This window comes from Leifsonia sp. NPDC056665, from assembly GCF_042791795.1.
In the GTDB taxonomy this organism is placed as follows: domain Bacteria; phylum Actinomycetota; class Actinomycetes; order Actinomycetales; family Microbacteriaceae; genus Leifsonia.
Map to the genome: position 1 here is coordinate 65601 of NZ_JBHTXK010000019.1, position 23434 is coordinate 89034.

Annotated in this window: 24 protein-coding genes; 18 read left to right on the plus strand and 6 right to left on the minus strand. The window is 70.0% G+C overall.

From position 1 onward, the window contains the following. Positions 1–30 precede the first annotated feature (30 nt). The 4 genes from rnc to ACFQ9V_RS16325 all read left to right on the plus strand — a co-directional run bounded on the left by rnc (position 31) and on the right by ACFQ9V_RS16325 (position 2450). Positions 31–744, plus strand: a complete 714-nt coding sequence (gene rnc / locus ACFQ9V_RS16310; protein WP_382460189.1) for a ribonuclease III — start codon at positions 31–33, stop codon at positions 742–744. Beyond that, entirely contained in the window at positions 722–1633 is a 912-nt protein-coding gene (mutM, locus tag ACFQ9V_RS16315; protein WP_382460167.1) for a bifunctional DNA-formamidopyrimidine glycosylase/DNA-(apurinic or apyrimidinic site) lyase, read from the plus strand. Before rnc ends, mutM begins: the two co-directional genes overlap by 23 nt. Positions 1634–1695: 62 nt before the next feature. Next, positions 1696–2277: a type II toxin-antitoxin system RelE/ParE family toxin gene (locus ACFQ9V_RS16320; RefSeq protein ID WP_382460168.1), complete on the plus strand. Its 582-nt coding sequence runs from the start codon at positions 1696–1698 to the stop codon at positions 2275–2277. Then, positions 2274–2450, plus strand: a complete 177-nt coding sequence (locus ACFQ9V_RS16325) for a type II toxin-antitoxin system ParD family antitoxin (protein ID WP_382460169.1) — start codon at positions 2274–2276, stop codon at positions 2448–2450. The genes ACFQ9V_RS16320 and ACFQ9V_RS16325 overlap by 4 nt, the downstream gene beginning before the upstream one ends. Before the next feature lie 8 nt (positions 2451–2458). Here the strand turns inward: ACFQ9V_RS16325 and ACFQ9V_RS16330 are convergent, their stop codons facing one another. Then, positions 2459–3529: a GNAT family N-acetyltransferase gene (locus ACFQ9V_RS16330; RefSeq protein WP_382460170.1), complete on the minus strand. Its 1071-nt coding sequence runs from the start codon at positions 3527–3529 to the stop codon at positions 2459–2461. A gap of 339 nt (positions 3530–3868) precedes the next feature. On the opposite strand from ACFQ9V_RS16330, the gene ACFQ9V_RS16335 reads away from it, so the two are divergent. The 6 genes from ACFQ9V_RS16335 to smc all read left to right on the plus strand — a co-directional run bounded on the left by ACFQ9V_RS16335 (position 3869) and on the right by smc (position 12569). Continuing rightward, entirely contained in the window at positions 3869–4975 is a 1107-nt protein-coding gene (locus tag ACFQ9V_RS16335) for a branched-chain amino acid ABC transporter substrate-binding protein (RefSeq protein WP_382460171.1), read from the plus strand. A 116-nt stretch (positions 4976–5091) separates the two neighbouring features. Continuing rightward, the gene (locus ACFQ9V_RS16340) at positions 5092–6102 is read left to right on the plus strand and encodes a branched-chain amino acid ABC transporter permease (RefSeq protein ID WP_382460172.1); all 1011 of its coding nucleotides are present in this window, start codon (positions 5092–5094) and stop codon (positions 6100–6102) included. Next, positions 6099–7259 (plus strand): branched-chain amino acid ABC transporter permease, encoded by a 1161-nt coding sequence (locus ACFQ9V_RS16345; RefSeq protein ID WP_382460173.1) that lies wholly within the window; start codon positions 6099–6101, stop codon positions 7257–7259. The genes ACFQ9V_RS16340 and ACFQ9V_RS16345 overlap by 4 nt, the downstream gene beginning before the upstream one ends. Continuing rightward, positions 7256–8185 (plus strand): ABC transporter ATP-binding protein, encoded by a 930-nt coding sequence (locus tag ACFQ9V_RS16350; RefSeq protein WP_382460174.1) that lies wholly within the window; start codon positions 7256–7258, stop codon positions 8183–8185. Before ACFQ9V_RS16345 ends, ACFQ9V_RS16350 begins: the two co-directional genes overlap by 4 nt. Next, complete coding sequence (locus ACFQ9V_RS16355) at positions 8178–8885, plus strand: ABC transporter ATP-binding protein (RefSeq protein ID WP_382460190.1); 708 nt, start codon at positions 8178–8180, stop codon at positions 8883–8885. Before ACFQ9V_RS16350 ends, ACFQ9V_RS16355 begins: the two co-directional genes overlap by 8 nt. A 120-nt stretch (positions 8886–9005) precedes the next feature. Next, on the plus strand, positions 9006–12569 hold the full coding sequence (gene smc, locus ACFQ9V_RS16360; protein ID WP_382460175.1) for a chromosome segregation protein SMC: 3564 nt from the start codon (positions 9006–9008) through the stop codon (positions 12567–12569). Here the strand turns inward: smc and ACFQ9V_RS16365 are convergent. Continuing rightward, positions 12566–13357: a CHAD domain-containing protein gene (locus ACFQ9V_RS16365; protein ID WP_382460176.1), complete on the minus strand. Its 792-nt coding sequence runs from the start codon at positions 13355–13357 to the stop codon at positions 12566–12568. The genes smc and ACFQ9V_RS16365 overlap by 4 nt on opposite strands. A gap of 29 nt (positions 13358–13386) precedes the next feature. Here ACFQ9V_RS16365 and ftsY point away from each other — a divergent pair, with 29 nt between their 5' ends. From ftsY to ffh, 3 genes are all read left to right on the plus strand, one after another. Then, positions 13387–14262: a signal recognition particle-docking protein FtsY gene (gene ftsY, locus ACFQ9V_RS16370; RefSeq protein WP_382460177.1), complete on the plus strand. Its 876-nt coding sequence runs from the start codon at positions 13387–13389 to the stop codon at positions 14260–14262. 7 nt (positions 14263–14269) lie between these two features. After that, on the plus strand, positions 14270–14770 hold the full coding sequence (locus tag ACFQ9V_RS16375) for a DUF2004 domain-containing protein (RefSeq protein WP_382460178.1): 501 nt from the start codon (positions 14270–14272) through the stop codon (positions 14768–14770). Positions 14771–14852: 82 nt separating this feature from the next. Further along, on the plus strand, positions 14853–16421 hold the full coding sequence (gene ffh, locus ACFQ9V_RS16380; RefSeq protein ID WP_382460179.1) for a signal recognition particle protein: 1569 nt from the start codon (positions 14853–14855) through the stop codon (positions 16419–16421). 40 nt (positions 16422–16461) lie between these two features. On the opposite strand, the gene ACFQ9V_RS16385 is transcribed toward ffh, so the two are convergent. From ACFQ9V_RS16385 to ACFQ9V_RS16395, 3 genes are all read right to left on the minus strand, one after another. After that, entirely contained in the window at positions 16462–17154 is a 693-nt protein-coding gene (locus ACFQ9V_RS16385; RefSeq protein WP_382460180.1) for an SGNH/GDSL hydrolase family protein, read from the minus strand. A gap of 68 nt (positions 17155–17222) precedes the next feature. Further along, positions 17223–17897, minus strand: coding sequence for an SGNH/GDSL hydrolase family protein (locus ACFQ9V_RS16390; RefSeq protein ID WP_382460181.1), 675 nt, complete (start codon positions 17895–17897; stop codon positions 17223–17225). 44 nt (positions 17898–17941) lie between these two features. Beyond that, a complete protein-coding gene (locus tag ACFQ9V_RS16395; RefSeq protein WP_382460182.1) occupies positions 17942–19117 on the minus strand; it encodes a glutamate--cysteine ligase in 1176 nt (391 codons plus the stop codon). Between the two features lie 204 nt (positions 19118–19321). On the opposite strand from ACFQ9V_RS16395, the gene rpsP reads away from it, so the two are divergent. The 3 genes from rpsP to rimM are packed head-to-tail and all read left to right on the plus strand — an operon-like array spanning position 19322 to position 20664. Next, entirely contained in the window at positions 19322–19795 is a 474-nt protein-coding gene (gene rpsP, locus ACFQ9V_RS16400) for a 30S ribosomal protein S16 (protein ID WP_370057234.1), read from the plus strand. A gap of 4 nt (positions 19796–19799) precedes the next feature. Further along, positions 19800–20030 (plus strand): RNA-binding protein, encoded by a 231-nt coding sequence (locus tag ACFQ9V_RS16405; protein WP_382460183.1) that lies wholly within the window; start codon positions 19800–19802, stop codon positions 20028–20030. A 1-nt stretch (position 20031) separates the two neighbouring features. Beyond that, complete coding sequence (gene rimM, locus ACFQ9V_RS16410; protein ID WP_382460184.1) at positions 20032–20664, plus strand: ribosome maturation factor RimM; 633 nt, start codon at positions 20032–20034, stop codon at positions 20662–20664. On the opposite strand, the gene ACFQ9V_RS16415 is transcribed toward rimM, so the two are convergent. Beyond that, on the minus strand, positions 20661–21329 hold the full coding sequence (locus ACFQ9V_RS16415) for a GntR family transcriptional regulator (RefSeq protein ID WP_382460185.1): 669 nt from the start codon (positions 21327–21329) through the stop codon (positions 20661–20663). The genes rimM and ACFQ9V_RS16415 overlap by 4 nt on opposite strands. A 50-nt stretch (positions 21330–21379) precedes the next feature. Here ACFQ9V_RS16415 and ACFQ9V_RS16420 point away from each other — a divergent pair, with 50 nt between their 5' ends. Beyond that, entirely contained in the window at positions 21380–22612 is a 1233-nt protein-coding gene (locus ACFQ9V_RS16420) for an MFS transporter (protein ID WP_382460186.1), read from the plus strand. A gap of 9 nt (positions 22613–22621) precedes the next feature. Further along, entirely contained in the window at positions 22622–23305 is a 684-nt protein-coding gene (gene trmD, locus ACFQ9V_RS16425) for a tRNA (guanosine(37)-N1)-methyltransferase TrmD (RefSeq protein WP_382460187.1), read from the plus strand. Positions 23306–23434 lie beyond the last annotated feature (129 nt).

Consider the following 23434-nt stretch of genomic DNA (forward strand, 5'->3'; position numbering starts at 1 on the left):
CCCTCAACCTCTTTGGGGGCCACCCAGCCGGTGGGGGGCTATACCACTCCCCTTGCCCCCCACCCCTCTACGCGGGGGGTCCACACCCCCCCCCCGCTTCTCGTGCTTGCGCTGACCCACCGCTCGTTCGCCTACGAGAACGGCGGCATCCCCAACAACGAGCGCCTGGAGTTCCTCGGCGACTCGATCCTCGGGCAGGCCGTCACCGTCAAGCTGTTCCGGGAGAACCCGCACCTCGACGAGGGCGAGCTCGCGAAGCGCCGGGCCAGCCTGGTCAGCTCCGTTGCCCTCGCGGAGGTCGCGCGCAGCATCGAACTCGGCCAGTACCTGCGCCTCGGCCGCGGCGAGAACCAGAGCGGCGGCCGCGAGAAGGCGTCCATCCTCGCCGACACCGTGGAGGCGCTGATCGGCGCCGCCTACCTCGACGCCGGCGGCGAGGAGGCGACCGCGCTCGTGCTGCGCCTGGTCGACCCGCTGCTGGCCGACCCCGACCGGTTCGGGGCGGCGATGGACCCCAAGACGAGCCTCCAGGAGGCGGCCGCCCACCGCGGCGCCGGCCTCCCGGTCTACACCGTGACGAACACGGGCCCCGACCACTCCAAGACCTTCCACGCCACCGTGTCGGTCGGCGACCTCGTCACCGCGACGGGGGAGGGGACGAGCAAGAAGCAGGCCGAGATGGCCGCCGCGCTCAGCGCCTGGACCGAGCTGAACCGCCGCCGTGCCCGAGCTCCCCGAGGTTGAGGTCGTCCGCGCCGGGCTGGCGCCGGCGGTCACGGGTGCGACCATCCTCGGCGTCGAGGTCTTCGAGCCGCGCTCGCTGAAACGCCACGACCCGGTCGCCGGCGCCTTCGAGACGCTGCTGACCGGTCGCGTGATGGAGGAGCCCGCCCGCCGTGGCAAGTTCCTCTGGATCCCGTTGCAGGGCGCCACGCGCCGCGCCATCGTCGCGCACCTCGGCATGAGCGGCCAGATCCTGCTGCGCGAGCCCGGCTGGGACGAGGCCGGCCTGCTCCGCATCCGCCTGCACATCGAGACCGCCGCGACGCTCCCCTCCGACCACCGCGAGCTGTGGGTGAACTTCGTGGACCAGCGCATCTTCGGCTCGATGGCCGTGGACACGCTGGTCCCGACCGCGGACGGCGCCGCCGCGGGCCTGGGAACGGCCGAGCCGCTCATCCCGACCCAGGTCTCCCACATCGCCCGCGACCCGCTCGACCCGGCCTTCGACGACGCGCGGTTCTTCGCCGCCCTCGCCCGCAAGAACAGCGGAATCAAGCGCGTCCTCCTCGACCAGACGGTGATCAGCGGCATCGGCAACATCTACGCCGACGAAGCGCTCTGGGCCGCCCGCATCCACTACGAGCAGCCGGCGTCGTCGCTGAGCCGCGCGAAGGCGCGCACGCTGCTGGCCGAGGTGCGCCACGTGCTGGAGAAGGCGCTGGCTGAAGGCGGGACGAGCTTCGACGCCCAGTACGTGAACGTGAACGGGAACTCGGGGTACTTCGCGCACAGCCTCAACGCGTACGGGCAGGAGGGGAAGCCGTGCCCGCGGTGCGGAACCCCCGTCGTGCGGGAGCGGTTCATGAACCGGTCGTCGCATTTGTGCCCGCACTGCCAGCGGCTGCGGTGAGACGTCCACTCGTGCACGTCGTGGGTTTGTTCCATAGACCTTGTGGGGTCTAAACTGTCGAAATGTGGAGCGTTGATATCGAGTTGATCGCTGGATGGCTCGCTTCGCTGGATCAGGAGTCTCGTGAGCAGGTGATTGCTGCGATCGAGTTGCTGGAGGATCGTGGTCCTCAGTTGGGGAGACCCATCGTGGACACCGTGACCGCGTCCCGGCACAAGAACATGAAGGAGCTCAGGCCAGGCTCAGCGGGACGCTCCGAGTTGCGTGTGCTGTTCGCGTTCGACCCGGATCGATCGGCGATCATGCTGATCGCTGGCGACAAGAGGAGAGTGACCGAGATGGCTATGTCCCTGAAGGATTTCGTCGCGGAGCACCCCGTAGACCGGGACCGTGTCGAGGCGCACAAAGAACGCATGCGTGCGGAGGTCCGCGCATATCGTCTGCGTGAACTGCGAGAGCAGGCTGGGCTGACTCAGGTTCAACTGGCTGCGCGCATCGGCGTCGGTCAGCGGCAAGTCTCAAAGATCGAACACGGCGACCTCGAAAGTGCGAAGGTCGGCACTATCCGCAGCTACCTGGAGGCCGTCGGCGGCGCGCTCGCCATTGAATATGTCATGGGTGACCAGCGCATCCAGGTCGCATGACCGGAAGGGTGTTTCGTGAACCGCGGACCCGGTTACGACTGCCGGAGCACCGGGAGGCGCGGATGTCCGCGCTCCGGGCCGCGCTGATGGCCGCTGATGAGAGCGGCGAGCCGGTGGCATTCGACTTCGACGCCTTCATCGCAGCGAAGAAGTCGAGAAACGGGCATCTGTAGCGCCCGCGCTACCCCACCGTCTTCTGCCAGTGGCCGGTGAGGGCGTGGAGCTGGAAACCGAACGCCCGATTGATCGCCAGCATCGGCGCGTTCTCGTCGGCGTTCCACGTCAGCAGCCGGTGGATGTGCGGTGCGTGGTGCGCCAGCTCGTGGATGTTCTGGAGCTTCACCAGGGTGCCGAGGCGGTGGCCGCGGTGGGGGATGGCGACCAGCGTGTCGTACTGCTCGGCCTTGTCGCCGTCGGCTGGGACCGCGATCTCGGTGTACGCGGCCAGCTCGCCCGTGTCGATGTGCTCCGCCGCCGTGACCAGGAGCGGCTCGCCGCGTTCGGCCAGCTCGCGCTCCTGGGCGCGCACGCGCGCGCCCGTCCACTCCTCCCGGTCGACCGCGATGCCGCTCTGCGGGATGTCCGTCGACATGCGCGCCTTCAGCGCGGCGAACGGTTCGAGCAGATCGTCGGGCGCGTGTCCCAGCCAGGACACCGCGCGGTAGCCGGTGGCGGAGGCCGCCGTGCTCGCGAGGCCGGCCTCCCTGGCGCGTGGTAACGGGAGCAGGAGCTCGCTCGAGCGCTCCACCTGGCCCAACCGGTAGCCGTGCCGCAGGGCAAAGCGGACGTCGCGCGACTCAGCGGGCAGCCCGGCGGTGCCGGAGCGGGCGCGGATGACCGACACGCTGTCGGCGAGGGTGCTCGCCGGGTGCTCGGTGTACGCGCTGACGACACGGCGTCCGCCGTCCGCCGCCAGCTCCTCGCCTGCCGCGAGCAGCGCCGAGCCGATGCCGCGGCCGCGCGCCGCCGGTGCCACGTCGACCAGGAGGCTCATCGTCTCGGCCGCCCGGTCGAGCGGGAAGTCGGCCTGGACGCGCCCGACCACCACGCCGTCCTCGATCGCGACGAGCAGGATCTTCTCCTGGTACTCCTGCGCGCGGAACGCGGCGAGGGCCTCCTCGGCCGTCTCCACGAAGTCGTCGGCCCTCCAGAGGGCGACGCTGATCCCGTTCAGGACGCCGACGAGCTCCTCGAACAGCAGCGACTCCGGAGTGCCGAGTGCCGGGGGAGGCGAGAGCCGCTCGATGCGCACCGCTGCCTCCTGCTGTCGTCGATTCGGATATGCGGCCAACCGCCCACACTAACCCGGCTTCGGATCGCTGTGAAGAGCGCCGAACGGTTTGGTTTCGATCGTGTAAATCTGGGCCCGAATGGCGGGTGCAAATGCTTGCATCGCATGTAGTCTCAGCACACATATTCGTGGTGCGACGAGGCAATCACGCAGCGTTCGACACGGATTCACGTCGAGAGGCAGAAGATGCTAGGAAAGAAAGTCACGATCGGTGCGGCTGTTGCAGCGTCAGTCGCACTGTTCCTCGTGGGATGCGCCAACCAGCCGTCCACAGGGGGCTCCACCAGCTCCAACTCGAAGGTGAACATCCCGGCAATCACCTCGGTTTCCACCCCCAAGAACGCGGTCCTCCCCGCGGGTGACGGCAAGGCCACCTGCCCGTCAGGGCTCACCATCGCGTACGTCGGAGCCGAGACCGGCCCGAACGCCCAGCTCGGCATCAACATCTTCAACGGCATCCAGCTGGCCATCAACCAGCACAACAGTGCCAATAAGGGATGCGTCGTCGGCTTCAAGAAGTTCGACACCGAGGGCGACCCGAACAAGGCGACCGGCCCGGTCACCCAGGCGGTCAACGAGTCCGACATCATCGGCGTCGTCGGCCTGCCGTTCTCGGGTGAGTCGAAGGCCACCGGCAACATCTTCGAGCAGCAGGGCCTGGTGCACATCACCCCGTCCGCGACCAACCCGGCGCTGACCCAGAACGGCTGGAAGACCTTCTTCCGCGGCCTCGGCAACGACGCCGTGCAGGGCCCGGCGGCGGCGAAGTTCATGACCGACAAGCTGCAGGCCAAGAAGGTCTACCTGGTGCAGGACGACTCCGACTACGGAATCGGCCTCGGCACGACGACCTCCAAGGCGCTCGGCAGCGCGCTGATCGGCACCGACAAGGTGACGACCGGCCAGAAGGACTTCTCCGCGGTGATCTCCAAGATCCTCAACGCGAAGCCCGACGCCGTGTACTACTCGGGTTACTACGCCGAGGGCGCCCCGTTCGACCAGCAGCTGGTCAACAAGGGCTACACGGGCACGTTCGTCGGTCCCGACGGTGTGAAGGACGACCAGTTCATCAAGCTGGCCGGCAACGCGTCCAGCAACGCGTACTTCACCTGCCCCTGCATCCCGGGCGAGCTGATCCCGTCGTTCGAGTCGGCCTACAAGTCGCTCGCGAGCGCCGAGCCCGGCACGTACTCGATCGAGGGCTACGACGCCACCACCGTCCTGCTCGCCGGCATCGACAAGGGCAACACGACCCGTGCGAAGCTGCTCGACTGGGTGAAGAACTACGACGCCGACGGCCTGAGCAAGCACTACAAGTGGGACTCCACCGGTGAGCTCCAGGCGCCGACCGTCTACGGGTACAAGGTCGAGGGCGGCAAGATCGTCCCGATCGGAACCATCGGATAACGCGACACGCGAAGGTGCCGCGGGCCACCGTGGCCCGCGGCACCTTTGTTTCGACTTACGCTCGTAAGAACTGAGCCGGACCAACGACGATCCGGCACTGAAACCTGGAAGCTCGAATGCTCGAAACCCTCCTCCTCGTCCATCCCGTCCTCGACAACTCCTGGATCAACTTCGATGTCGGCGCCCTCATCCAGAACTTCTGGAGCGTCACCTTCGACGGCCTCACCTTCGGCGCCATCTACGGCCTGATCGCCGTCGGCTACACGCTGGTCTACGGCGTGCTCAACCTGATCAACTTCGCCCACTCCGAGGTGTTCATCGTCGGCGCCTACGGCGTCGTCATCACCCTGACCTCGCTCGGCTTCGGCCCGAGCGCACCCAACCTGAGCCCGGTCGCGATCATCGGCGACCTCCTGCTCGCCCTCCTCGTCGGCATGGCGGCGTCCGCGTTCACCGCGTGGGTGCTCGAACGCGTCGCCTACCGGCCGCTGCGAAAACGGAACGCGCCACGCCTCGTGTTCCTCATCACGGCGATCGGCGCCTCGTTCACGATCCAGTACCTGATCTTCCTGATCCGGGGCGCGAACGCGGAGCCTGCGGTGACGATGTTCATCCCGACGCCGATCTTCAACGTCTTCGGGACGATCGTGAACAGCCAGCAGATCATCATCGTGGTGGCGTCCGTGATCCTGATGATCGCCACCGACTGGTTCATCCGGCGCACGCGCACGGGCCGCGGGATCCGCGCCGTCGCGCAGGACGCCGACACGGCCACGCTGATGGGCGTCAACAAGGAGCGGATCATCCAGATCACCTTCATCACCGGCGGTGTCCTCGCCGGCGCCGCCGCACTGTTCTACGTGATGCTGGTGCCCTCCGGCGTGATCTACAACGGCGGCTTCGTGCTCGGCGTCAAGGCGTTCGCGGCGGCCGTCCTCGGCGGCATCGGCAACGTGCGCGGCGCGCTGCTCGGCGGCCTGCTGCTCGGCGTGATCGGCAACTACGGCCAGATCCTGCTGGGCGACTCGCAGTGGACCGACGTCGTCGCGTTCGTCGTGCTGGTGCTGGTGCTGCTGGTCAAGCCGACCGGCATCCTCGGCACCTCGCTCGGAAGGAGCCGCGCATGAGCACGACGGAAGGCCCCAAGGTCCTGCCAGACGGCCGTTCGGAGCAGGCGGACGACGCCCTCGAAGCCGGACGCACGGGCAGGAAGAAGGGTCCGCTGCAGCCGCTGCGCGACTACTGGAACGGCCTCCCGCGGGCCGTGCAGTGGGCGTGGCTGCTCATCGTGGTGGCCCTGGCGTACGCACTGCCGTACCTGAACTTCTTCCCGCTCACCACCGAGCCGGGCAACGACTGGCCGCTCGCGTGCTTCGCGATGGCCACCTACGGCCTGATCGCGGTCGGCCTGAACGTGGTGGTCGGCTACGCCGGCCTCCTCGACCTCGGCTACGTCGCGTTCTTCGCCGTCGGGTCGTACACCGCGGCCATGCTCACCAGCCCCGACTCGCCGTTCATCAAGATCCCGTACCTGTGGACCGTGCCGGTCGCGATGGCGGTCACGATGACCTTCGGCGTCATCCTCGGCGTGCCGACGCTCCGCCTCCGCGGCGACTACCTGGCGATCGTCACGCTCGGCTTCGGTGAGATCGTGCGCATCCTCGCCACGATCATCCCGGCGATGAAGGGCCAGGTCGGCTTCCAGAACGTCGGGCACCCGCCGGGGGAGACCGCCAAGGGCATCCCGATCTTCTCCAACTCCGACGGCGTGCCCTGGTACTGGCTCACGGTGACGATCATCATCGTGATCCTGCTGCTGGTCGGCAACCTGGAGCGCAGCCGCGTGGGCCGCGCGTGGATCGCCATCCGCGAGGACGAGGACGCCGCCGAGATCATGGGCGTGCCCACCTTCAAGTACAAGGTGTGGGCGTTCGCGATCGGCGCCGGTGTCGGCGGCCTCTCCGGAGCGCTGTTCGCCGGGCAGGTCGGCTTCGTCAACAACCAGAAGTTCGACGTCCAGACGTCGATCCTGTTCCTCGCGGCCGTCGTGCTCGGCGGCGCGGGCAACAAGGTCGGCGCGATGATCGGTGGCGCGATCGTGGCGTACATCCCGCTGCGGTTCACCGCCATCGCCGACTACAAGTACCTGATCTTCGGCATCGCCCTCGTCCTGATCATGATCTTCCGCTCGCAGGGCCTGTTCCCGGCGCGGCAGAAGCTCCTGGCGTACGGGCGGCTCGCGTATCGAAGAGTGGCGCAGTCCGCGAAGGGAGGCGCGCGATGAGCGACGAGAACACCGCAGCTGTCCCGGAGTCCGCAGCGAACCCGGAGGAGCCGGCCCTCGGCGCCAGCGAGGACGAACTGGAGGCGGCGGGTATCGACCTCGACGTCGCGGAGGCCGCGGCCCCCGACCGGGAGATCGCGGTCGAGGTCGGCGAGAACATCGTGGAGGTCCGCAACCTCACGGTGAAGTTCGGCGGCCTCCTCGCCCTCGACGACGTCTCGTTCGACATCCGCCGCGGCGAGATCCTCGGCCTGATCGGGCCGAACGGCGCGGGCAAGACCACGTGCTTCAACGCGATGACCGGCGTCTACAAGCCGACCAGCGGCGACGTGCTGCTGGAGGGCCAGTCGATCAAAGGCCAGAAGCAGCACAGGATCACGCGGCTCGGCCTGGCGCGCACCTTCCAGAACATCCGCCTGTTCGGCGAGATGACGGCGCTGGAGAACGTGGTCGTCGGCCTCGACGCCCGGCACCGCACGTCGGTGCCCGGCGCGCTGCTGCGGCTGCCGCGGCACACGCGGGAGGAGAAGTCCTCGATCGAGCGCGGCATGGCCCTGCTCGAGTTCGTGGGCATCGCCGAGCACGCGGGCGACCTCTCCCGGTCGCTGCCGTACGGGTCGCAACGCCGCCTGGAGATCGCGCGCGCCCTCGCCACCGACCCCAAGGTGCTCTGCCTGGACGAGCCGGCCGCCGGCTTCAACCCCGCGGAGAAGGAGGACCTGATGGACCTCATCCGGACCATCCGGGCCGACGGGTACACCGTCCTCCTCATCGAACACGACATGAAGCTGGTCATGGGCGTGACGGATCGCATCGTGGTGCTGGAGTTCGGCCGCAAGCTGGCCGACGACGTGCCCCAGGAGATCCGGAACGACCCGCGCGTGATCGCCGCCTACCTCGGGGAGCCCGAAGATGACGTTGCTTGAACTGAAGAACATCAGCGTCTCGTACGGGCGCATCGAGGCGATCCACGACATGTCGTTCTCCGTGGAGGAGGGCGAGATCGTCAGCCTCATCGGCGCGAACGGCGCGGGCAAGTCGACCACGATGAAGACGATCTCGGGCATCCTGAACCCGTCGAAGGGCTCCATCCTGTTCGACGGCCAGGACATCACCAAGATGAAGGCGCACATCCGGGTGGTCCGCGGCATCTCGCAGGCTCCGGAGGGCCGCGGGATCTTCCCGGGGATGACGGTGATGGAGAACCTCGACATGGGTGCGTTCGGCCGCAAGGACAGGTCCAACATGGGCCCGGACTTCGACCGGGTGTTCTCGCTGTTCCCGCGGCTCGCCGAGCGCAAGTCGCAGGCCGGCGGCACGATGTCCGGCGGTGAGCAGCAGATGCTCGCCATCGGGCGCGCGCTGATGTCGAGCCCGCGGCTGCTGCTGCTGGACGAGCCCTCGATGGGGCTGGCCCCGCAGTTCATCCGGCAGATCTTCTCGATCATCACGGAGATCAACAAGCAGGGCACCACCGTCCTGCTCGTGGAGCAGAACGCCAACCAGGCGCTGGCCCGCGCGAATCGCGCCTTCGTCCTGGAGACCGGCAGCATCACACGCTCCGGCACCGGCCGCGAGCTGCTCGCCGACCCCGCCATCAAAGAAGCCTACCTAGGCGTCGGCTGACGCCGGGCAGCTGCCACCACTGTCGAGGGGCACGTCGTTGTCGCTTTTCCGCCCGGAATGTGACAACGACGTGCCCCTCGGCTGCAGGGGAGCACGCGCGACCTCGGGTAGATTCACAGCGTGTATTTGAAGAGTCTGACGCTCAAGGGCTTCAAGTCGTTCGCAACGGCGACGACTTTCGCCTTCGAGCCGGGCGTCACCTGCGTCGTCGGGCCGAACGGCTCCGGCAAGTCGAACGTGGTCGACGCGCTCGCCTGGGTGATGGGCGAGCAGGGCGCCAAGACGCTTCGCGGCGGCAAGATGGAGGACGTCATCTTCGCCGGGACCTCCACCCGCGGCCCGCTCGGCCGGGCCGAGGTGCAGCTCACGATCGACAACACCGACGGCGCCCTGCCGATCGAGTACACCGAGGTCACCATCTCGCGCACGCTGTTCCGCAACGGCGGCAGCGAGTACGCCATCAACGGCCAGTCCTGCCGCCTCCTCGACGTGCAGGAGCTGCTCAGCGACTCCGGCCTCGGCCGCGAGATGCACGTCATCGTCGGCCAGGGCCAGCTCGACGCCGTGCTGCGCGCCACCCCGGAGGAGCGCCGCGGCTTCATCGAGGAGGCCGCGGGCATCCTCAAGCACCGCCGCCGCAAGGAGAAGACCCTCCGCAAGCTGGACGCGATGCAGACCAACCTGACCCGGCTCAGCGATCTCGCCGGCGAGGTGCGCCGTCAGCTCAAGCCGCTCGGCCACCAGGCCGAGATCGCGCGCGAGGCGCAGTCCATCGCCGCGATCGTCCGCGATGCCCGTGCGCGCCTGCTGGCCGACGACGTGGTCGGGCTGCGCCGCTCGCTCGACGACCACACCCGCACGGAGGCTTCGCGCCACAGCGAGCAGATCGTCCTGCAGGAGCAGCTCGAGCAGAAGCAGCTCCGCCGCACCCGCCTGGAGCAGGCCCAGATCGGCGACGCCGTCGACGTCGCGCGGAGCACCGCCTTCGCGCTGGAGCAGGCGCAGGACCGCCTGCGCAGTCTCTACTCGCTCGCGACCCAGCGGGTCGCGCTGCTCGGCAGTCAGGCCGAGGCGACCGACGACGGTCCGCGCATCAGCCCGCAGATGGTGCAGGACGCCGCCGACGAGGTCGAGCGGCTGCGTGCCGCCGTCGTGGAGGCCGAGGCGGACTGGCAGGCGGCGCAGTCCGCGACCCGTGCCGCGCGCGGCCGGCTGGACTCGGTGGACGACGAGATAGCGGCGCAGAGCGCGCTCGTCTCCAAGCACGACCTGGAGATCAGCAAGCTGAACGGTCAGGCCGAGGCCGCCGCCCAGCGCCTCGCGGCCGTGCGCGGCGAGGTCCTCCGCCAGCAGAACGCCCTCGACGCCGCCACCGAGCGCCGCGAGAAGGCGCAGGCCGAGTTCGCCGCGCGGGAGGCCGAGGCCGCCACCACGGACCTCGGCGAGGGCGCCCTGGACGAAGCATATGAGCTCGCGCAGGCCGACGTCTTCGAGGCGGAGGGGCTCATCGAGAAGCTGCGCGACGACCTCCACACCCTGGAGCGCGAGCGCGACGCCCTCGCGGCCCGCACCTCCGCGCTGTCGCTCGCCCTCGATCAGAAGGACGGATCGGCGGCGCTCGTCGCCGCGCGCCTCCCCGGCGTCCGCGGCCTCGTCGCCGAGCACATCCGCGTCCATCCCGGCAACGAGGCCGCCATCGCCGCCGCGCTCGGCACGCTGGCCGACGCCGTGCTCGCCGAGAGCAGGGACAGCGCGTTCGACGCGGTCGCCCACGCCTCCGCGGACGACCTCGGCCGGGTGGAGGTCGTGGTCGCCGACGCCGCAGTGCCAGACGTCGACCTGTCCGGCGTCGCCGGGGTCGTCCCCGCGCGCTCGGTCGTGGAGGCGCCGAGCGGTGTGCTCGGCCTGCTCGCGTTCACCGCCATCGCGGAGGACGTGGACGCCGCGCGCGCCGCGTCCGACGCGTTCCGCGCGCGGAAGCTCGGCGGCCCCGTCACCCTGATCACCCGCACCGGAGAGGTCCTGACGGACTTCGTCCTGCGCGGCGGCTCCGGGTCGAAACAGAGCCGCATCGAGCTGATCGCCGACCGCGACGCCGCGGAGGACCGGCTGGGCGAGGTCACCTCCCTGATCGACCGCGCTCGGTTCGCGCTGGCCGAGCAGCGCGGTGTCCTCCAGGTCGCCAAGGAGCAGTCCCAGACCGCGCTGACCGCGCTGCGCGAGTTCGACAGCCGGCTCGCCGCCCAGACCGAGGGGCTCAACCGGGTCAAGGTGCAGTTCGAGGCCTCCGTGGCGGAGTCCGACCGGCTGAGCCGCGCACTGGAGCAGGCCGCCGAGCGCGTCGCCGAGGCCGAGTCCACCGCCGCGTCGGCGAAATCGGAGCTGGAGGTCGCCCGGGCGCGGCCGCGGCCGATCCTCGACGTCTCGGCCCGCGACGCCCTCTCCGTCGAGCTCGACGCCGCGCGCGAGGCGGAGGTGGAGGCGCGCCTGGCGGTCGAGACCGCGAAGGAGCGCGTCCGTGCGGAGCAGGCCAGGGGTGAGGCCCTCGCCCGGCAGCTCGAAGCCGAGCGCGCCGCTGCCGAGGAGGCCGCCCGCCGTGCCGTCATCCGCCGCCGGCAGCTCGACGCGGCGCAAGGCGTCGTGGACGTCCTGCCCGCGGTGCTCGCCTCCGCCGACCGCTCGGTGTCGCAGGCTCGCCTGGAGCTCGCCGCCGCCGAGGCGCAGCGCGCGAGCCAGAACGAGGAGCTCGCGACCGTGCGCCGCGAGGAGGCCGCCCTGCGGGAGCGCCTGCACGGCATCACCGAGTCGGTGCACGGCCTGGAGCTGCAGATCTACGAGAAGAAGCTGCACCTGTCGAGCCTGCTTGAGCGGGCGGGCAGCGAGCTCGGCCTCGTGGAGGACGTGCTGGTGGCCGAGTACGGGCCGGACGTGCCCGTGCCGCCGGACACCCGCGAGGATGACGAGACGCCAGCAGAGGAAACCGGCGAGGAGCCCGAGGAGCGCCCAGGCACCCCCTACGTCCGCGAGCAGCAGCAGAAGCGCCTGGCCTCCGCCGAGCGCAAGCTCGGCCAGCTCGGCCGGGTCAACCCGCTCGCGCTGGAGGAGTTCGCGGCCCTGGAGCAGCGGCACAAGTTCCTCACCGAGCAGCTCACCGACCTCACCAACACCCGCAAGGACCTCGTGACGATCATCGAGGAGATCGACGAGAAGATGCAGACCATCTTCGAGTCGGCCTTCGCGGACACCGAGGCCGCGTTCGAGCGCGTCTTCCCGATCCTGTTCCCCGGCGGCTCCGGGCACATCTCGCTGACGAACCCGGACGACCTCCTCACCACCGGCATCGAGGTGTCGGTCAAGCCGGCCGGCAAGAAGATCGAGCGGCTCTCGCTGCTCTCCGGCGGCGAGCGGTCGCTGGCCGCGGTGGCGCTGCTCATCGCGATCTTCAAGGCCCGCCCCAGCCCGTTCTACATCATGGACGAGGTGGAGGCCGCGCTCGACGACGCCAACCTGGGCCGCCTCCTGACGATCTTCGAGGACCTGCGCGAGAACAGCCAGCTCATCGTGATCACGCACCAGAAGCGCACGATGGAGATCGCCGACGCCCTCTATGGCGTCTCGATGCGCCAGGACGGCGTCTCGGCGGTCGTCGGCCAGCGCGTCGCGCAGGAGAAGGCGTCGGCCTAGGCGTCAGCGCCCTCGAACGCGATCGCGATCGCGGCGAGCTTGCCGTCGATCCCGTCGAGGGCGTCAGCCGCGCGCCGCTCGCAGCGCATGGCGAGGCCGACGTAGCCCTGCTCCCGCAGCTCGTGCGCCAGCAGGAGGTCGTCGCGGTTGTCGCCGAGGGCGTCTTGTACGGCCTTCGCCGCTGCGGCGAGGCGGACGGCCGTGCGGCCGAGCTCGTCCGCGACGGCCTCCGCCGCGTACCGGACCTTCCGCGCGGCCTTCCGGGTGGCGTGCCGTTCCTCCAGGCTGTCGCCGCGCGGCAGGTGCACCTTCGCCACCGACTTCGCCAGCCCGCGCTCGGTGACGCGGGCGGGGTCCTTCCGCCCCTTCGCCGAGAGCGGCGGCTCAGCAGCGAACATCTGGAGGTCGGCCAGCAGCGCACGGACCTTCGGGCCGTGGAGGAAGCGGAGCAGCGACGCCAGCGCCTCCCCGTGGGCGGCGCGGGTCTCCGCAGCCTCCGCCGAGACGGCGTCGACCACCTCCGGCTCGTCTCCGGCCTCCAGGAGGTCCTCCAGCGTCGTCGCCTTGACCTCCAGGTCGCGCACAGCGCCGAGCCGGTCGCCCAGCGCCTCCAGCCGCAGTCGCATGCCGAGAGCGGCATGCGACTCGAACGCGGCCCGGTAGACCCGCAGGACGCTGCGGAGCCGACGCACCCGGATGCGGGCCTGATGAACGGCGTCCTCCCCGTCCTCGTCGATCGCGACGAGCTGCTCGGCCAGCTCCGCCGACACCGCCACCAGGGAGAACATGGCGCCACCGTACCAACTAGTCTGAGTGCATGGCAGACCGCACCCCCTGGTCCTTGTCGGGCGCCCTCCGCGGGATGTTCGCCAGGAAGACCATCGACGACACCACCTGGGACGATCTGGAGGCCGCGCTCATCACCGCCGACTTCGGTCCCGATGTCACCGAGGCCGTCGTCGACGATCTGCGCGCCAAGGTCGAGCGCTACCACACCACCGACCCGGCCGACCTCCAGCGCATGCTGCGCGAGACGATGGAGGAGCGCCTCTCCAAGCTCGACACCACCCTCAAGCTCAGCGAGCGGCCCGCGATCGTCCTGGTCGTCGGCGTGAACGGCGTCGGCAAGACCACGACCATCGGCAAGTTCGCCAAGTTCCTGCGCACCTACGACCGCACGGTCGTCGTCGGAGCGGCGGACACCTTCCGCGCCGCCGCGGTCGAGCAGCTCGCCACCTGGGCGGAGCGCGCCGGCGCGGAGATCGTCCGCCCGCAGCAGCAGGGCCAGGACCCGGCGTCCGTGGCGTTCCAGACGGTCGAGAAGGCCAAGCGCGACGGCACCGAGATCGTCATCATCGACACCGCGGGCCGGCTGCAGACCAAGGGCGGCCTGATGGACGAGCTGTCCAAGATCAAGCGCGTGGTCGAGAAGCAGGCGCCCATCGCGGAGGTGCTCCTGGTGCTCGACGCGACCACCGGCCAGAACGGCCTGGCGCAGGCCGAGGCGTTCCTGGAGCACGCCGGTGTGACCGGCCTCGTGCTCACCAAGCTCGACGGCTCGGCGAAGGGCGGCTTCGTGCTCGCCGTGCAGGAGCGCACCGGCCTCCCGATCAAGCTCATCGGCCAGGGCGAGGGCATCAACGACCTGACCGGCTTCACCCCGCACGTCTTCGCGCAGCAGCTCGTCGGATAGGGACCTCATGGCCATCGAGCACGACTACTTCGGCGTCATCGACGAGACGGCCTCCGGCGGCCTCGCCTGGAACGACACGGTCGACCTCGCCGACCAGGCGGTGGAGGTCGAGCTGCGCGCCGACGACGAGCGCGCGGTGGGGGAGTTCGCCCTCGACTCCGCGGCGGCGCTCATCCAGGCGATGGAGGGCTTCGACAACCGGGCGAGGGACGCGCTGGTGGCCGAGCTGAGCTCCCAGCAGTCGGCGACGACGAACTACATCGACGAGCATGTCGACAAGCTGGGGGAGTCGCTGCTCGACCTCCTGGTCCACAACTCGGGCGACATCGCGATCGACGTGCTGCGCTCGCTCCAGCTCCTTGCCGTGAGGGTGCAGGCCGACCAGGCAGGCGAGGACGAGGTCTTCGCGACCTTCGACTACTCGATCAGCCCGGACGAGACTGACGCGCTCCTCACGGTCTCGTTCGACGTGCGCGGCGACGTGGTCGCGGTCGACACCCAGGGCTGACGCGCAGGGCTTCCACTCTGGGCCGGCGCGCACGGTGCAGGCTCGGCGACCGGCCAGTCTCGCCCGGTAGACTTCTACGATCATGGCTACTTTCGGCTCGCTGTCCGACCGTTTGACGGACACCTTCAAGAACCTGCGCACCAAGGGCAAGCTCACCCCCTCCGATGTGGACGGCACCGTGCGCGAGATCCGCCGCGCGCTGCTCGACGCGGACGTGGCGCTCGACGTCGTCAAGGAGTTCACCGGCAAGGTGCGCGAGCGCGCGCTGTCCGACGAGGTCAACAAGGCGCTGAACCCGGCTCAGCAGGTCGTCCAGATCGTCAACGAGGAACTCGTGGCCATCCTCGGCGGCCAGCAGCGCCGCCTCCAGTTCGCCAAGAAGCCGCCGACGGTGATCATGCTCGCCGGCCTCCAGGGCGCGGGCAAGACCACGCTCGCGGGCAAGCTCGGCAAGTGGCTGGTCAAGGACGGCCACACGCCGCTCCTCGTCGCCGCCGACCTCCAGCGGCCCAACGCCGTCACCCAGCTCCAGATCGTCGGCGAGCAGGCCGGCGTCCCGGTCTACGCGCCGGAGCCCGGCAACGGCGTCGGCAACCCGGTGAAGGTGGCCAAGGACGCCATGAAGTTCGCCGAGACCAAGCAGTACGACACCGTCGTCATCGACACCGCAGGACGCCTCGGCGTCGACGCCGAGCTGATGAAGCAGGCCGCCGACATCCGCAAGGCCACGGACCCGGACGAAGTGCTGTTCGTGATCGACGCGATGATCGGTCAGGACGCCGTGGCCACGGCCAAGGCGTTCCAAGACGGCGTCGACTTCACCGGCGTCGTGCTCTCCAAGCTCGACGGCGACGCGCGCGGTGGTGCCGCCCTCTCGGTGGCATCGATCACGGGCCGCCCGATCATCTTCGCCTCCACCGGTGAGGGACTGGACGACTTCGAGCCGTTCCACCCCGACCGCATGGCGTCGCGCATCCTCGACCTCGGCGACATCCTCACCCTCATCGAGCAGGCCCAGGAGGCCTTCGACGAGGACGAGGCGCGCAAGGTCGCCGAGAAGTTCGCGACGGACAGCTTCACGCTCGACGACTTCCTCAAGCAGATGCAGCAGCTGCGCAACATGGGCTCCATCAAGAAGATGATGGGCATGCTGCCTGGCGCCGGGCAGATGAAGCAGCAGCTCGACAACTTCGACGAGCGCGAGATCGTGCGCACCGAGGCCATCATCCAGTCGATGACGACGGCGGAGCGCACCACCCCCAAGCTGCTCAACGGCTCCCGCCGGCTGCGCATCGCCAAGGGCTCCGGCACGACGGTCACCGAGGTGAACCAGCTCGTCAATCGCTTCGAGCAGGCCGCCAAGATGATGAAGACCGTCGCCAAGGGCGGCGTTCCGAACGTCCCGGGCATGGGCCCGATCCCCGGAGCCGGCTATGCGGGCCGCGGCAAGCAGCAGCCCAAGAAGAAGGGCTCCCGCTCGGGCAACCCGGCCAAGCGCGCCGCGGAGAACGCCGCGCTCGCGTCCGGCGTCAAGCCGGCGGCTGGCACGCCCGGGGGCACCGGCTTCGGACTCGGCTCCGGCAACAAGGCGAAGGCCGGAGGCCCGAGCGAGGAGGAGCTGGCCGCCCTGCAGAAGTTCATAGGGCGTTGAGGCCAGGGCGCTGACGCCAGGGCGGTGAGGCCCGCAGTCGCTAGGAGGTCACGCCGAGCGGCGCGAGCCGGTCCTCGATGACCTTCGCGACGGCGCGCTCGCCCGCCGCGTTCGGGTGGATGCCGTCCGCCTGCACCAGCTCGGGGTGTCCCGCCAGCGGGTAGCCGATGTCGAGGAATGTCCCGCCGACGCCGGTCACGGCCTTCTCGACGATCCCGTCGACGGTCGCCACGGTCGGCGGCGGCGTGTCCGCCCCCCAGACCGTGGTGATGCCGATGATGCGCGCCCGCGGGAACGTGTCGCGCAGTTCACCCAGCAGTTCGTCCGCCGAGGAGGCCAGGAGAGCGGCGTCCTGCGTGCGGTCGTTCCGGGTGGCCGCGATCAGGATGTAGTCGGGGTGCAGGCCGAGCGCGGTGGCGACCTGCTCGCGGTACGTGTCGCCGTTCCAGCCCGGCTTGACGAACCCGGAGCCCGAGACCGCGAGGTCGGTGAGGGTCCAGCCGTGCTGCGCCGCCACGAGCGCAGGCCAGGCCTGATCAGGGCGCACGCCCTTGCCGAACGCGATGGAGTCCCCGATGGCGACGACCTGCGGCTTCGAGTGCTCCGCGGGGGCCGCGACAGCCGTGCCGTCGGCGGCGACCGGGCGCGCGGTGACGACCGACGAGCAGCCGGCGAGAGCGGCGGCGGCGAGCGCGAGCGCGACGACGGCGATCAGGCGGGGACGGGTGGGCACGGTGTGAGGCTAGACCGCGCAGACTGACAGATCGCTGTGCATCCCGCCCGGGCGTGTCGGACTGTGCGTCAGACGATCCCGTCGAGCTTCGACAGGACGACCGAAGCGATCGCCTGCTGGCCTTCGAGCGTGGGATGCTCGCCGTCGTCCTGGACGAGGCCGACCTGGCCGCGGTACGGCTGGCCGAGGTCGATCCACTTGCCGCCCGCCGCGGTCACGGCCTGCTTCAGTGCGGCGTTCAGCGGAGCGAGGTCGCTGTCGCTGGCCTCCCCGGTGAGAGCGTTGTACCCGATCAGGTGGGCTTTCGGCAGGGCGTCGCTCAGCCGCTCGACTGCGGCCGCCATCGCCTTGGCGACGGAGGCGTTGTCCTGGCCGAGGTCGTTGTCGGAGGCGCCGATCAGCACCACGTTCGCCTTCGCGGCGATGGCCTGGTCGATCTGGCCGTTGAAGTCGGCGTTGGTGGCGCCGACGGCGACGAAGCCGGCCCCGGGTTCGCTGAAGTTCTCCAGGCCCCAGCGCCGGTCGACCGCGACGAGCGCGGGCCAGGCCTCGAACGGCTCCAGTCCCATCCCCGACTCGATGGAGTCTCCGACGATCGCGACCACCGGGTGCTTGCCGGCCGGGACGGTGGCGCCGACGGCGAGCTGCGAGGAGGCGGACGCGCATCCGCTCAGGGCGACCGTGCCGAGCAGCAGCGCTGCGAGCGCCGTGGCGACGGAGGCGAGAGGCCGGTGGCGGAACATGTCTCCGAGCCTAGGGGAGGAGCCTATGGATGGACTATGCACGGCTATGAGCCGCCTGTGCCGGGGTGAGGGGTGTCTCGCGGCGTGCGGTCCAGCCCGCTGCGGAGCTCGTGCGTGAGCGAGCTGACCACGGCTTGCAGGCTGCCGCCGTTGGCCTCCGCGACGGCGAGCTGGCGCTGGTAGCTGGCGCCGGTGGCGAGCACGTCGGCGACCGTCGCGAGCTCGGCGGAGCAGCCCAGCCGTTCCGCGGTGTCGCCGAGCTCGTCGACGAGCTGGAGGAGCTGCTCGCGCACCAGGCGCTCCGTGCCGTCCGGAGCGACGATGATCTCGGCGTCCAGCCCGTAGCGTGCCGCGCGCCACTTGTTCTCGCGCACGAACCACGGCTGCAGCGTGACCGGCTCGACGCCCTCGTCCAGGTCGCCGGACATCCGGTCGGTCAGGCAGTGGATGAGCGCGCCGACCGCCCCGACCTCGTCCGCGGTCGAGAGCCCGTCGCACGCGCGCATCTCGACGGTGCCCCAGCGCGGTGACGGTCGGATGTCCCAGCGCACCTCGCTGTGGTCCTCCACCACCCCGGTGGTCACGAGGTCCTGCACGTACTCCTCGTAGTTCGCCCAGGTGCCGAACTGCCACGGCAGCCCCGCGGTGGGGAGCTGCTGGAACATGAGTGCGCGGTTCGAGGCGTACCCGGTGCGGGCGCCCGCCCAGAACGGGCTCGACGCGCTGAGCGCCTGGAGGTGCGGGTAGTAGGTGAGCAGACCGTTGACGATCGGCAGCGCCTTGTCGCGGTCGTCGATGCCGACGTGCACGTGGATGCCCCAGATCATCATCTGCCTGCCCCACCACTGCGTGCGGTCCAGCAGCCGGTCGTAGCGCTCGTTCGGCGTGATCTTCTGGTCGTACCACTGGGCGAAAGGATGCGTGCCCGCGCACATCAGCTCCACGCCGAGCGGGTCGGTGACCTCCCGGGTCAGCGCGACCAGCTCCTGCAGGTCGATGATGGCGGCCGGGACGCTGTGGTGCACCCGGCTGACCAGCTCGATGGTGTTCAGGAGCAGTTCGTGGGTGATCTGCGGGTGCTCCTGGCCGTCCGGCGTGCCGAGCTCGCGCAGCACATCGTCGGCGATCTGCACCAGGTCGCCGGTGGCGCCGTCGACCAGCGCCAGCTCCCACTCGATCCCCACGGTGGAGCGCTCCGACTCTGCGAATTGGATCTGCATCGCTGTGACCCCGTCCGTCCGATTGTTCATTGGGCGCGCTTTTCTGACAGAATATCTAGTTGAGTTCACCGTGCCCGACCCTCTATCCGGTACGGCGGACGAACAATAGACCTCCTGCCGCGTGTGCCCCCACGCCCACGGCAGTCAGTTCGACAACGAATCCACCGGAACCCTGCGGGTTCCGGACGTCAACACAGGAGAATTGTGGCTGTCAAAATCCGTCTGAAGCGCCTGGGCAAGATCCGCGCTCCGTACTACCGCATCGTCGTCGCCGACTCGCGCACCAAGCGCGACGGTCGCGTCATCGAGGAGATCGGTCTGTACCACCCGACCGAGGAGCCCTCGCGCATCGAGGTCGACTCCGAGCGCGCCCAGTACTGGCTCGGCGTCGGCGCTCAGCCGTCCGAGCAGGTGCTCGTGCTGCTCAAGCTCACCGGTGACTGGGGCAAGTTCAAGGGCGACAAGAACGCCGTCTCGACCGTCAAGACGGCCGAGACCAAGGAGGCGTTCGTCGCCGACGAGAAGAAGAAGCCGGTCCTGAAGCCCAAGAAGGACGACACCGCCAAGAAGGCGGAGGCCGTCGTCGAGGCCGAGGTCGAGGCCGAGGAGGCCGCTGAGGCCGAGGTCGTCGCCGAGGCTGAAGAGATCACGGCCGAGGCCGACGGCGAGAAGGCGTAACACCTTGCTCGCTCCCGCTCTCACGCACCTGGTCAAGGGCATCGTCGACCACCCGGACGACGTGCACGTCGTGGCCAAGAGTTCGCCGCGTGGCGAGGTCCTCGAGGTTCGAGTGAACCCCGAGGACCTCGGGCGGGTCATCGGCCGTTCCGGCCGTACCGCCAAGTCCCTCCGCACGCTCGTGGCCGCGCTGGCCGACGGCCGCCGCGTCCGCGTCGACGTCGTCGACGATTGAGGTGGCGGACCACAAGCTGCCCCGCAAGGAGGTCGCACCGCGACCGGGTGAGACCGAGCTGCGCGTCGGCCGGCTGACCAAGGCGCACGGTCTGAAGGGTGCTCTGAAGCTCGAGCTGTTCACGGACGAGCCGGAGCACCGCTTCGTTCCGGGCGCCGTCTTCACGCTCCAGGTGCCCACGGCCTCCAAGTGGCACGGCAAGACCCTCGAGCTCATCGAGCTGCGCTGGTACAACGGTCACGCGGTCGGCTTCTTCGCCGGCGTGGACGACCGCACCGAGGCCGAGACGCTGGTGAAGGCCATCCTCTGGGTGAGCCAGGACGCCACGCAGCTCCCTCAGGAGGACGACGCCTGGTACGACCACCAGCTCGTCGGGCTGAGCGCGCGCCGCGACGGCGTGGAGGTCGGCACCGTCGCACGGGTCGACCACCTTCCCGCACAGGACCTGCTGGTCGTCCGCACGGCCGACGGCGAGGTCCTGGTGCCGTTCGTGAAGGCGATCGTGCCCGAGGTCGACATCGCCGCGGGCACCGTCACGCTGACCCCGCCGCCCGGCCTCTTCGAGGAACTGCCCGACGACGACGAGCCGGACGCTCCGGCGGTCCAGGAGACCCCTGAGCCCGAGGACTCCTAGCGCGGTCCCACGATCGCGAGCCCGCGCGCCCTCAGCAGCCGCGTGTCCGCGTCCAGCGCCGCGAGGAGGCGCTCGTGCGTCCCCACGATGTGCCGGTGGATGCTGTCCGCCGCCGCGTCCGCGTCCCGCGCAGCGAGCTGGTCCACGATCGTGCAGTGCTCCTCCCATGCGGTGCGCCGCGCGTCGGCCGTGCGCACCTCCAGCCAGCGGGTGCGGGCCAGCCGGGTCATCGCGGAGGACACCGAGTCGGCGAAGAAGTGGTTGCCGCTGAGGGCGGCGAGCCGCACGTGGAAGCCCGCGCCCGCGCCGACCGCGTCCTCGTCGCTCCGGTCGGGGTCGTAGGCGCCGAGGTCGTGGTGCAGCGCGCGCACGTCGTCGTCCGAGGCCCGGACGGCGCTCAGCCGCACGGCGGCGGTCTCCAGAGCATCGCGCAGCTCGCTGAGCCGGGCGATCTCGCCGAGGTCGATGGGGGAGACCTCCCAGCCGCGCCCCTCGCGGCGGACCAGCCCCTCCGCCTCCAGGCGCATGAGCGCCGCACGCAGCGGAGTGCGCGAGGCTCCCAGCTCGGCTTCGAGCCCGCGCTCGGTGATGCGCGAGCCGGGTACGCGGTCCAGATCGAGGATCGCGGAGCGCAAGCGCTCGTACACGTGAGGCTGCTCGGGCATCGGGCTCCTTTGCTGGTATACCAAGCCGGTATACCGCTAGGGTATACCGCATGAGCCGAGAAACACGAGAAGAGACCGGGCAGGCGACCAGAACCCCGCGACCGTGGCTCATGCTCGCCCTCGGCGTCATCGGTCAGGCCAGTTCGACGGTCTTCGTCTCGACCCCGGCCTTCCTCATCCCGCTGCTGCACACCGAGCGCGGGCTGAGCCTCGCGCAGGCCGGTCTGCTCGCGTCCACGCCCACCTTCGGGCTGGTGCTCGCGCTGATCGCGTGGGGCGCGCTGAGCGACCGGATCGGGGAGCGCTGGGTCATCGCGTCCGGGCTGGCCGTCACCGCGGCCGCCGCGGTCGCCGCCATGTTCGTCTCGTCGTACATCGCGCTCGGCGCGCTGTTCCTGGTGGGCGGGATGGCGGCCGCGAGCCCCAACGCGGCGAGCGGCCGTGTCGTCATCGGCTGGTTCGCCAAGGAGCGGCGGGGGCTCGCGATGGGCATCCGGCAGATGTGCCAGCCGCTCGGAGTCGCGATCGCCGCGATCAGCGTCCCGCTGCTGGCGGCCTCCGGCGGGATCGCCGCTGCGCTCACGGTGCCCGCGGTGCTCTGCGGCGTCTCGGCCGTGCTGTGCGCGATCGGGATCGTCGACCCGCCCCGGCCGCCACGCCGCGCCGCGGAGGGGGAGGACACGCACCCGCAGGCCACCTGGAGTCCGTACCGGGAGACCTCCCTGCTCTGGCGCATCCACCTCGTGTCGATGCTGCTGGTCGTCCCGCAGTTCACCGTGTCCACGTTCGGGCTGGTCTGGCTCGTCACCGAGCTGCACTTCACCTCGCTCGCCGCCGGCGTGGTCATCGCGGTCAGCCAGTTCGCCGGCGCGCTCGGCCGGATCGGCGTCGGCGTGCTGAGCGACCGGGTCGGCAGCCATCTGGTGCCGCTGCGCTGGGTGTCCGTCGCTGCGGTCGCGGTCATGCTGCTGATGGGCGCGGCCTCCGCCCTCGGCTCGGTGGCCGCCGCGGTGATCCTGATCGTCGCGGCCATCGTCACGGTCGCCGACAACGGCCTCGCCTACACGTCGGTCGCCGAGATCGCCGGGCCGTTCTGGTCCGGCAGGGCGCTCGGCGCGCAGAACACCGGCCAGTTCCTGGCGGCGTCGGTCGTCGGCCCCGCCGTGGGCGCGCTGATCGGCTGGGTCGGCTTCCCGCTGGCGTTCGCCGCCGTCGCCCTCTGCCCGGCGGTGGCGGCCCCGCTGGTCCCGCGCGACCGGGAGCTCGCGGTCGTCCCCGAATAGAATTCCCCCATGCGCATCGACATCGTCACGATCTTCCCGACCTTCTTCGATGTGCTCGACATCTCGCTGCTCGGCAAGGCGCGGCAGGCGGGCATCATCGCGCTCGGCGTCCACGACCTGCGCGACCACACCCACGACCGGCACCGCACCGTCGACGACACGCCGTACGGCGGCGGCGCCGGCATGGTGATGAAGCCGGAGCCGTGGGGGGAGGCGCTGGACGCCGTGCTGGACGGCTCCGACGACCCCGTGCTGCTGTTCCCGTCGCCGGCCGGTGAGGTGTTCACCCAGGCGATGGCCCGCGAGCTCGCCGCCGAGTCCCACCTCGTGTTCGGCTGCGGCCGCTACGAGGGCATCGACCAGCGCGTCTTCGACGAGTACGCCGCCCGGGCGCGGGTGCGGCTGGTGAGCATCGGCGACTACGTGCTCAACGGCGGCGAGGTCGCCACGATGGCGATGATCGAGGCGATCGGGCGGCTCATCCCGGGCGTCGTCGGCAACCCCGAGAGCCTGGTCCAGGAGTCGCACGAGGACGGCCTCCTCGAGTACCCGTCGTACACGAAGCCCGCCGCGTGGCGCGGCCACGAGGTCCCTCCCGTCCTGCTCTCCGGCAACCACGGCGCCATCGAGTCGTGGCGCCGCGAGCAGTCCCTCGCCCGCACCGCCCGCGTCCGCCCCGACCTCATGCCCTAGCAACCCCCGAGTACGCGAATTGTCTGCGTACTCGAGCGGCGGTTTCAGTCGGTGGATGCAACGAGGAGTTCGTTGAGTCTTTCGGTTGGATTCTGCCAGTTGAGGGTCTGTCGGGGTCGAGTGTTGAGT

Excerpts from the sequence above, each read along its gene's own strand:
- ACFQ9V_RS16320 (WP_382460168.1), top strand. The coding sequence starts at position 1,696 with ATGTGGAGCGTTGATATCGAGTTGATCGCTGGATGGCTCGCTTCGCTG.
- ACFQ9V_RS16325 (WP_382460169.1), top strand. The coding sequence starts at position 2,274 with ATGACCGGAAGGGTGTTTCGTGAACCGCGGACCCGGTTACGACTGCCG.
- ACFQ9V_RS16340 (WP_382460172.1), top strand. The coding sequence starts at position 5,092 with ATGCTCGAAACCCTCCTCCTCGTCCATCCCGTCCTCGACAACTCCTGG.
- ACFQ9V_RS16345 (WP_382460173.1), top strand. The coding sequence starts at position 6,099 with ATGAGCACGACGGAAGGCCCCAAGGTCCTGCCAGACGGCCGTTCGGAG.
- ACFQ9V_RS16350 (WP_382460174.1), top strand. The coding sequence starts at position 7,256 with ATGAGCGACGAGAACACCGCAGCTGTCCCGGAGTCCGCAGCGAACCCG.
- ACFQ9V_RS16365 (WP_382460176.1), bottom strand. The coding sequence starts at position 13,357 with ATGTTCTCCCTGGTGGCGGTGTCGGCGGAGCTGGCCGAGCAGCTCGTC.
- ftsY (WP_382460177.1), top strand. The coding sequence starts at position 13,387 with ATGGCAGACCGCACCCCCTGGTCCTTGTCGGGCGCCCTCCGCGGGATG.
- ACFQ9V_RS16375 (WP_382460178.1), top strand. The coding sequence starts at position 14,270 with ATGGCCATCGAGCACGACTACTTCGGCGTCATCGACGAGACGGCCTCC.
- ffh (WP_382460179.1), top strand. The coding sequence starts at position 14,853 with ATGGCTACTTTCGGCTCGCTGTCCGACCGTTTGACGGACACCTTCAAG.
- ACFQ9V_RS16390 (WP_382460181.1), bottom strand. The coding sequence starts at position 17,897 with ATGTTCCGCCACCGGCCTCTCGCCTCCGTCGCCACGGCGCTCGCAGCG.
- ACFQ9V_RS16395 (WP_382460182.1), bottom strand. The coding sequence starts at position 19,117 with ATGCAGATCCAATTCGCAGAGTCGGAGCGCTCCACCGTGGGGATCGAG.
- ACFQ9V_RS16415 (WP_382460185.1), bottom strand. The coding sequence starts at position 21,329 with ATGCCCGAGCAGCCTCACGTGTACGAGCGCTTGCGCTCCGCGATCCTC.
- ACFQ9V_RS16420 (WP_382460186.1), top strand. The coding sequence starts at position 21,380 with ATGAGCCGAGAAACACGAGAAGAGACCGGGCAGGCGACCAGAACCCCG.
- trmD (WP_382460187.1), top strand. The coding sequence starts at position 22,622 with ATGCGCATCGACATCGTCACGATCTTCCCGACCTTCTTCGATGTGCTC.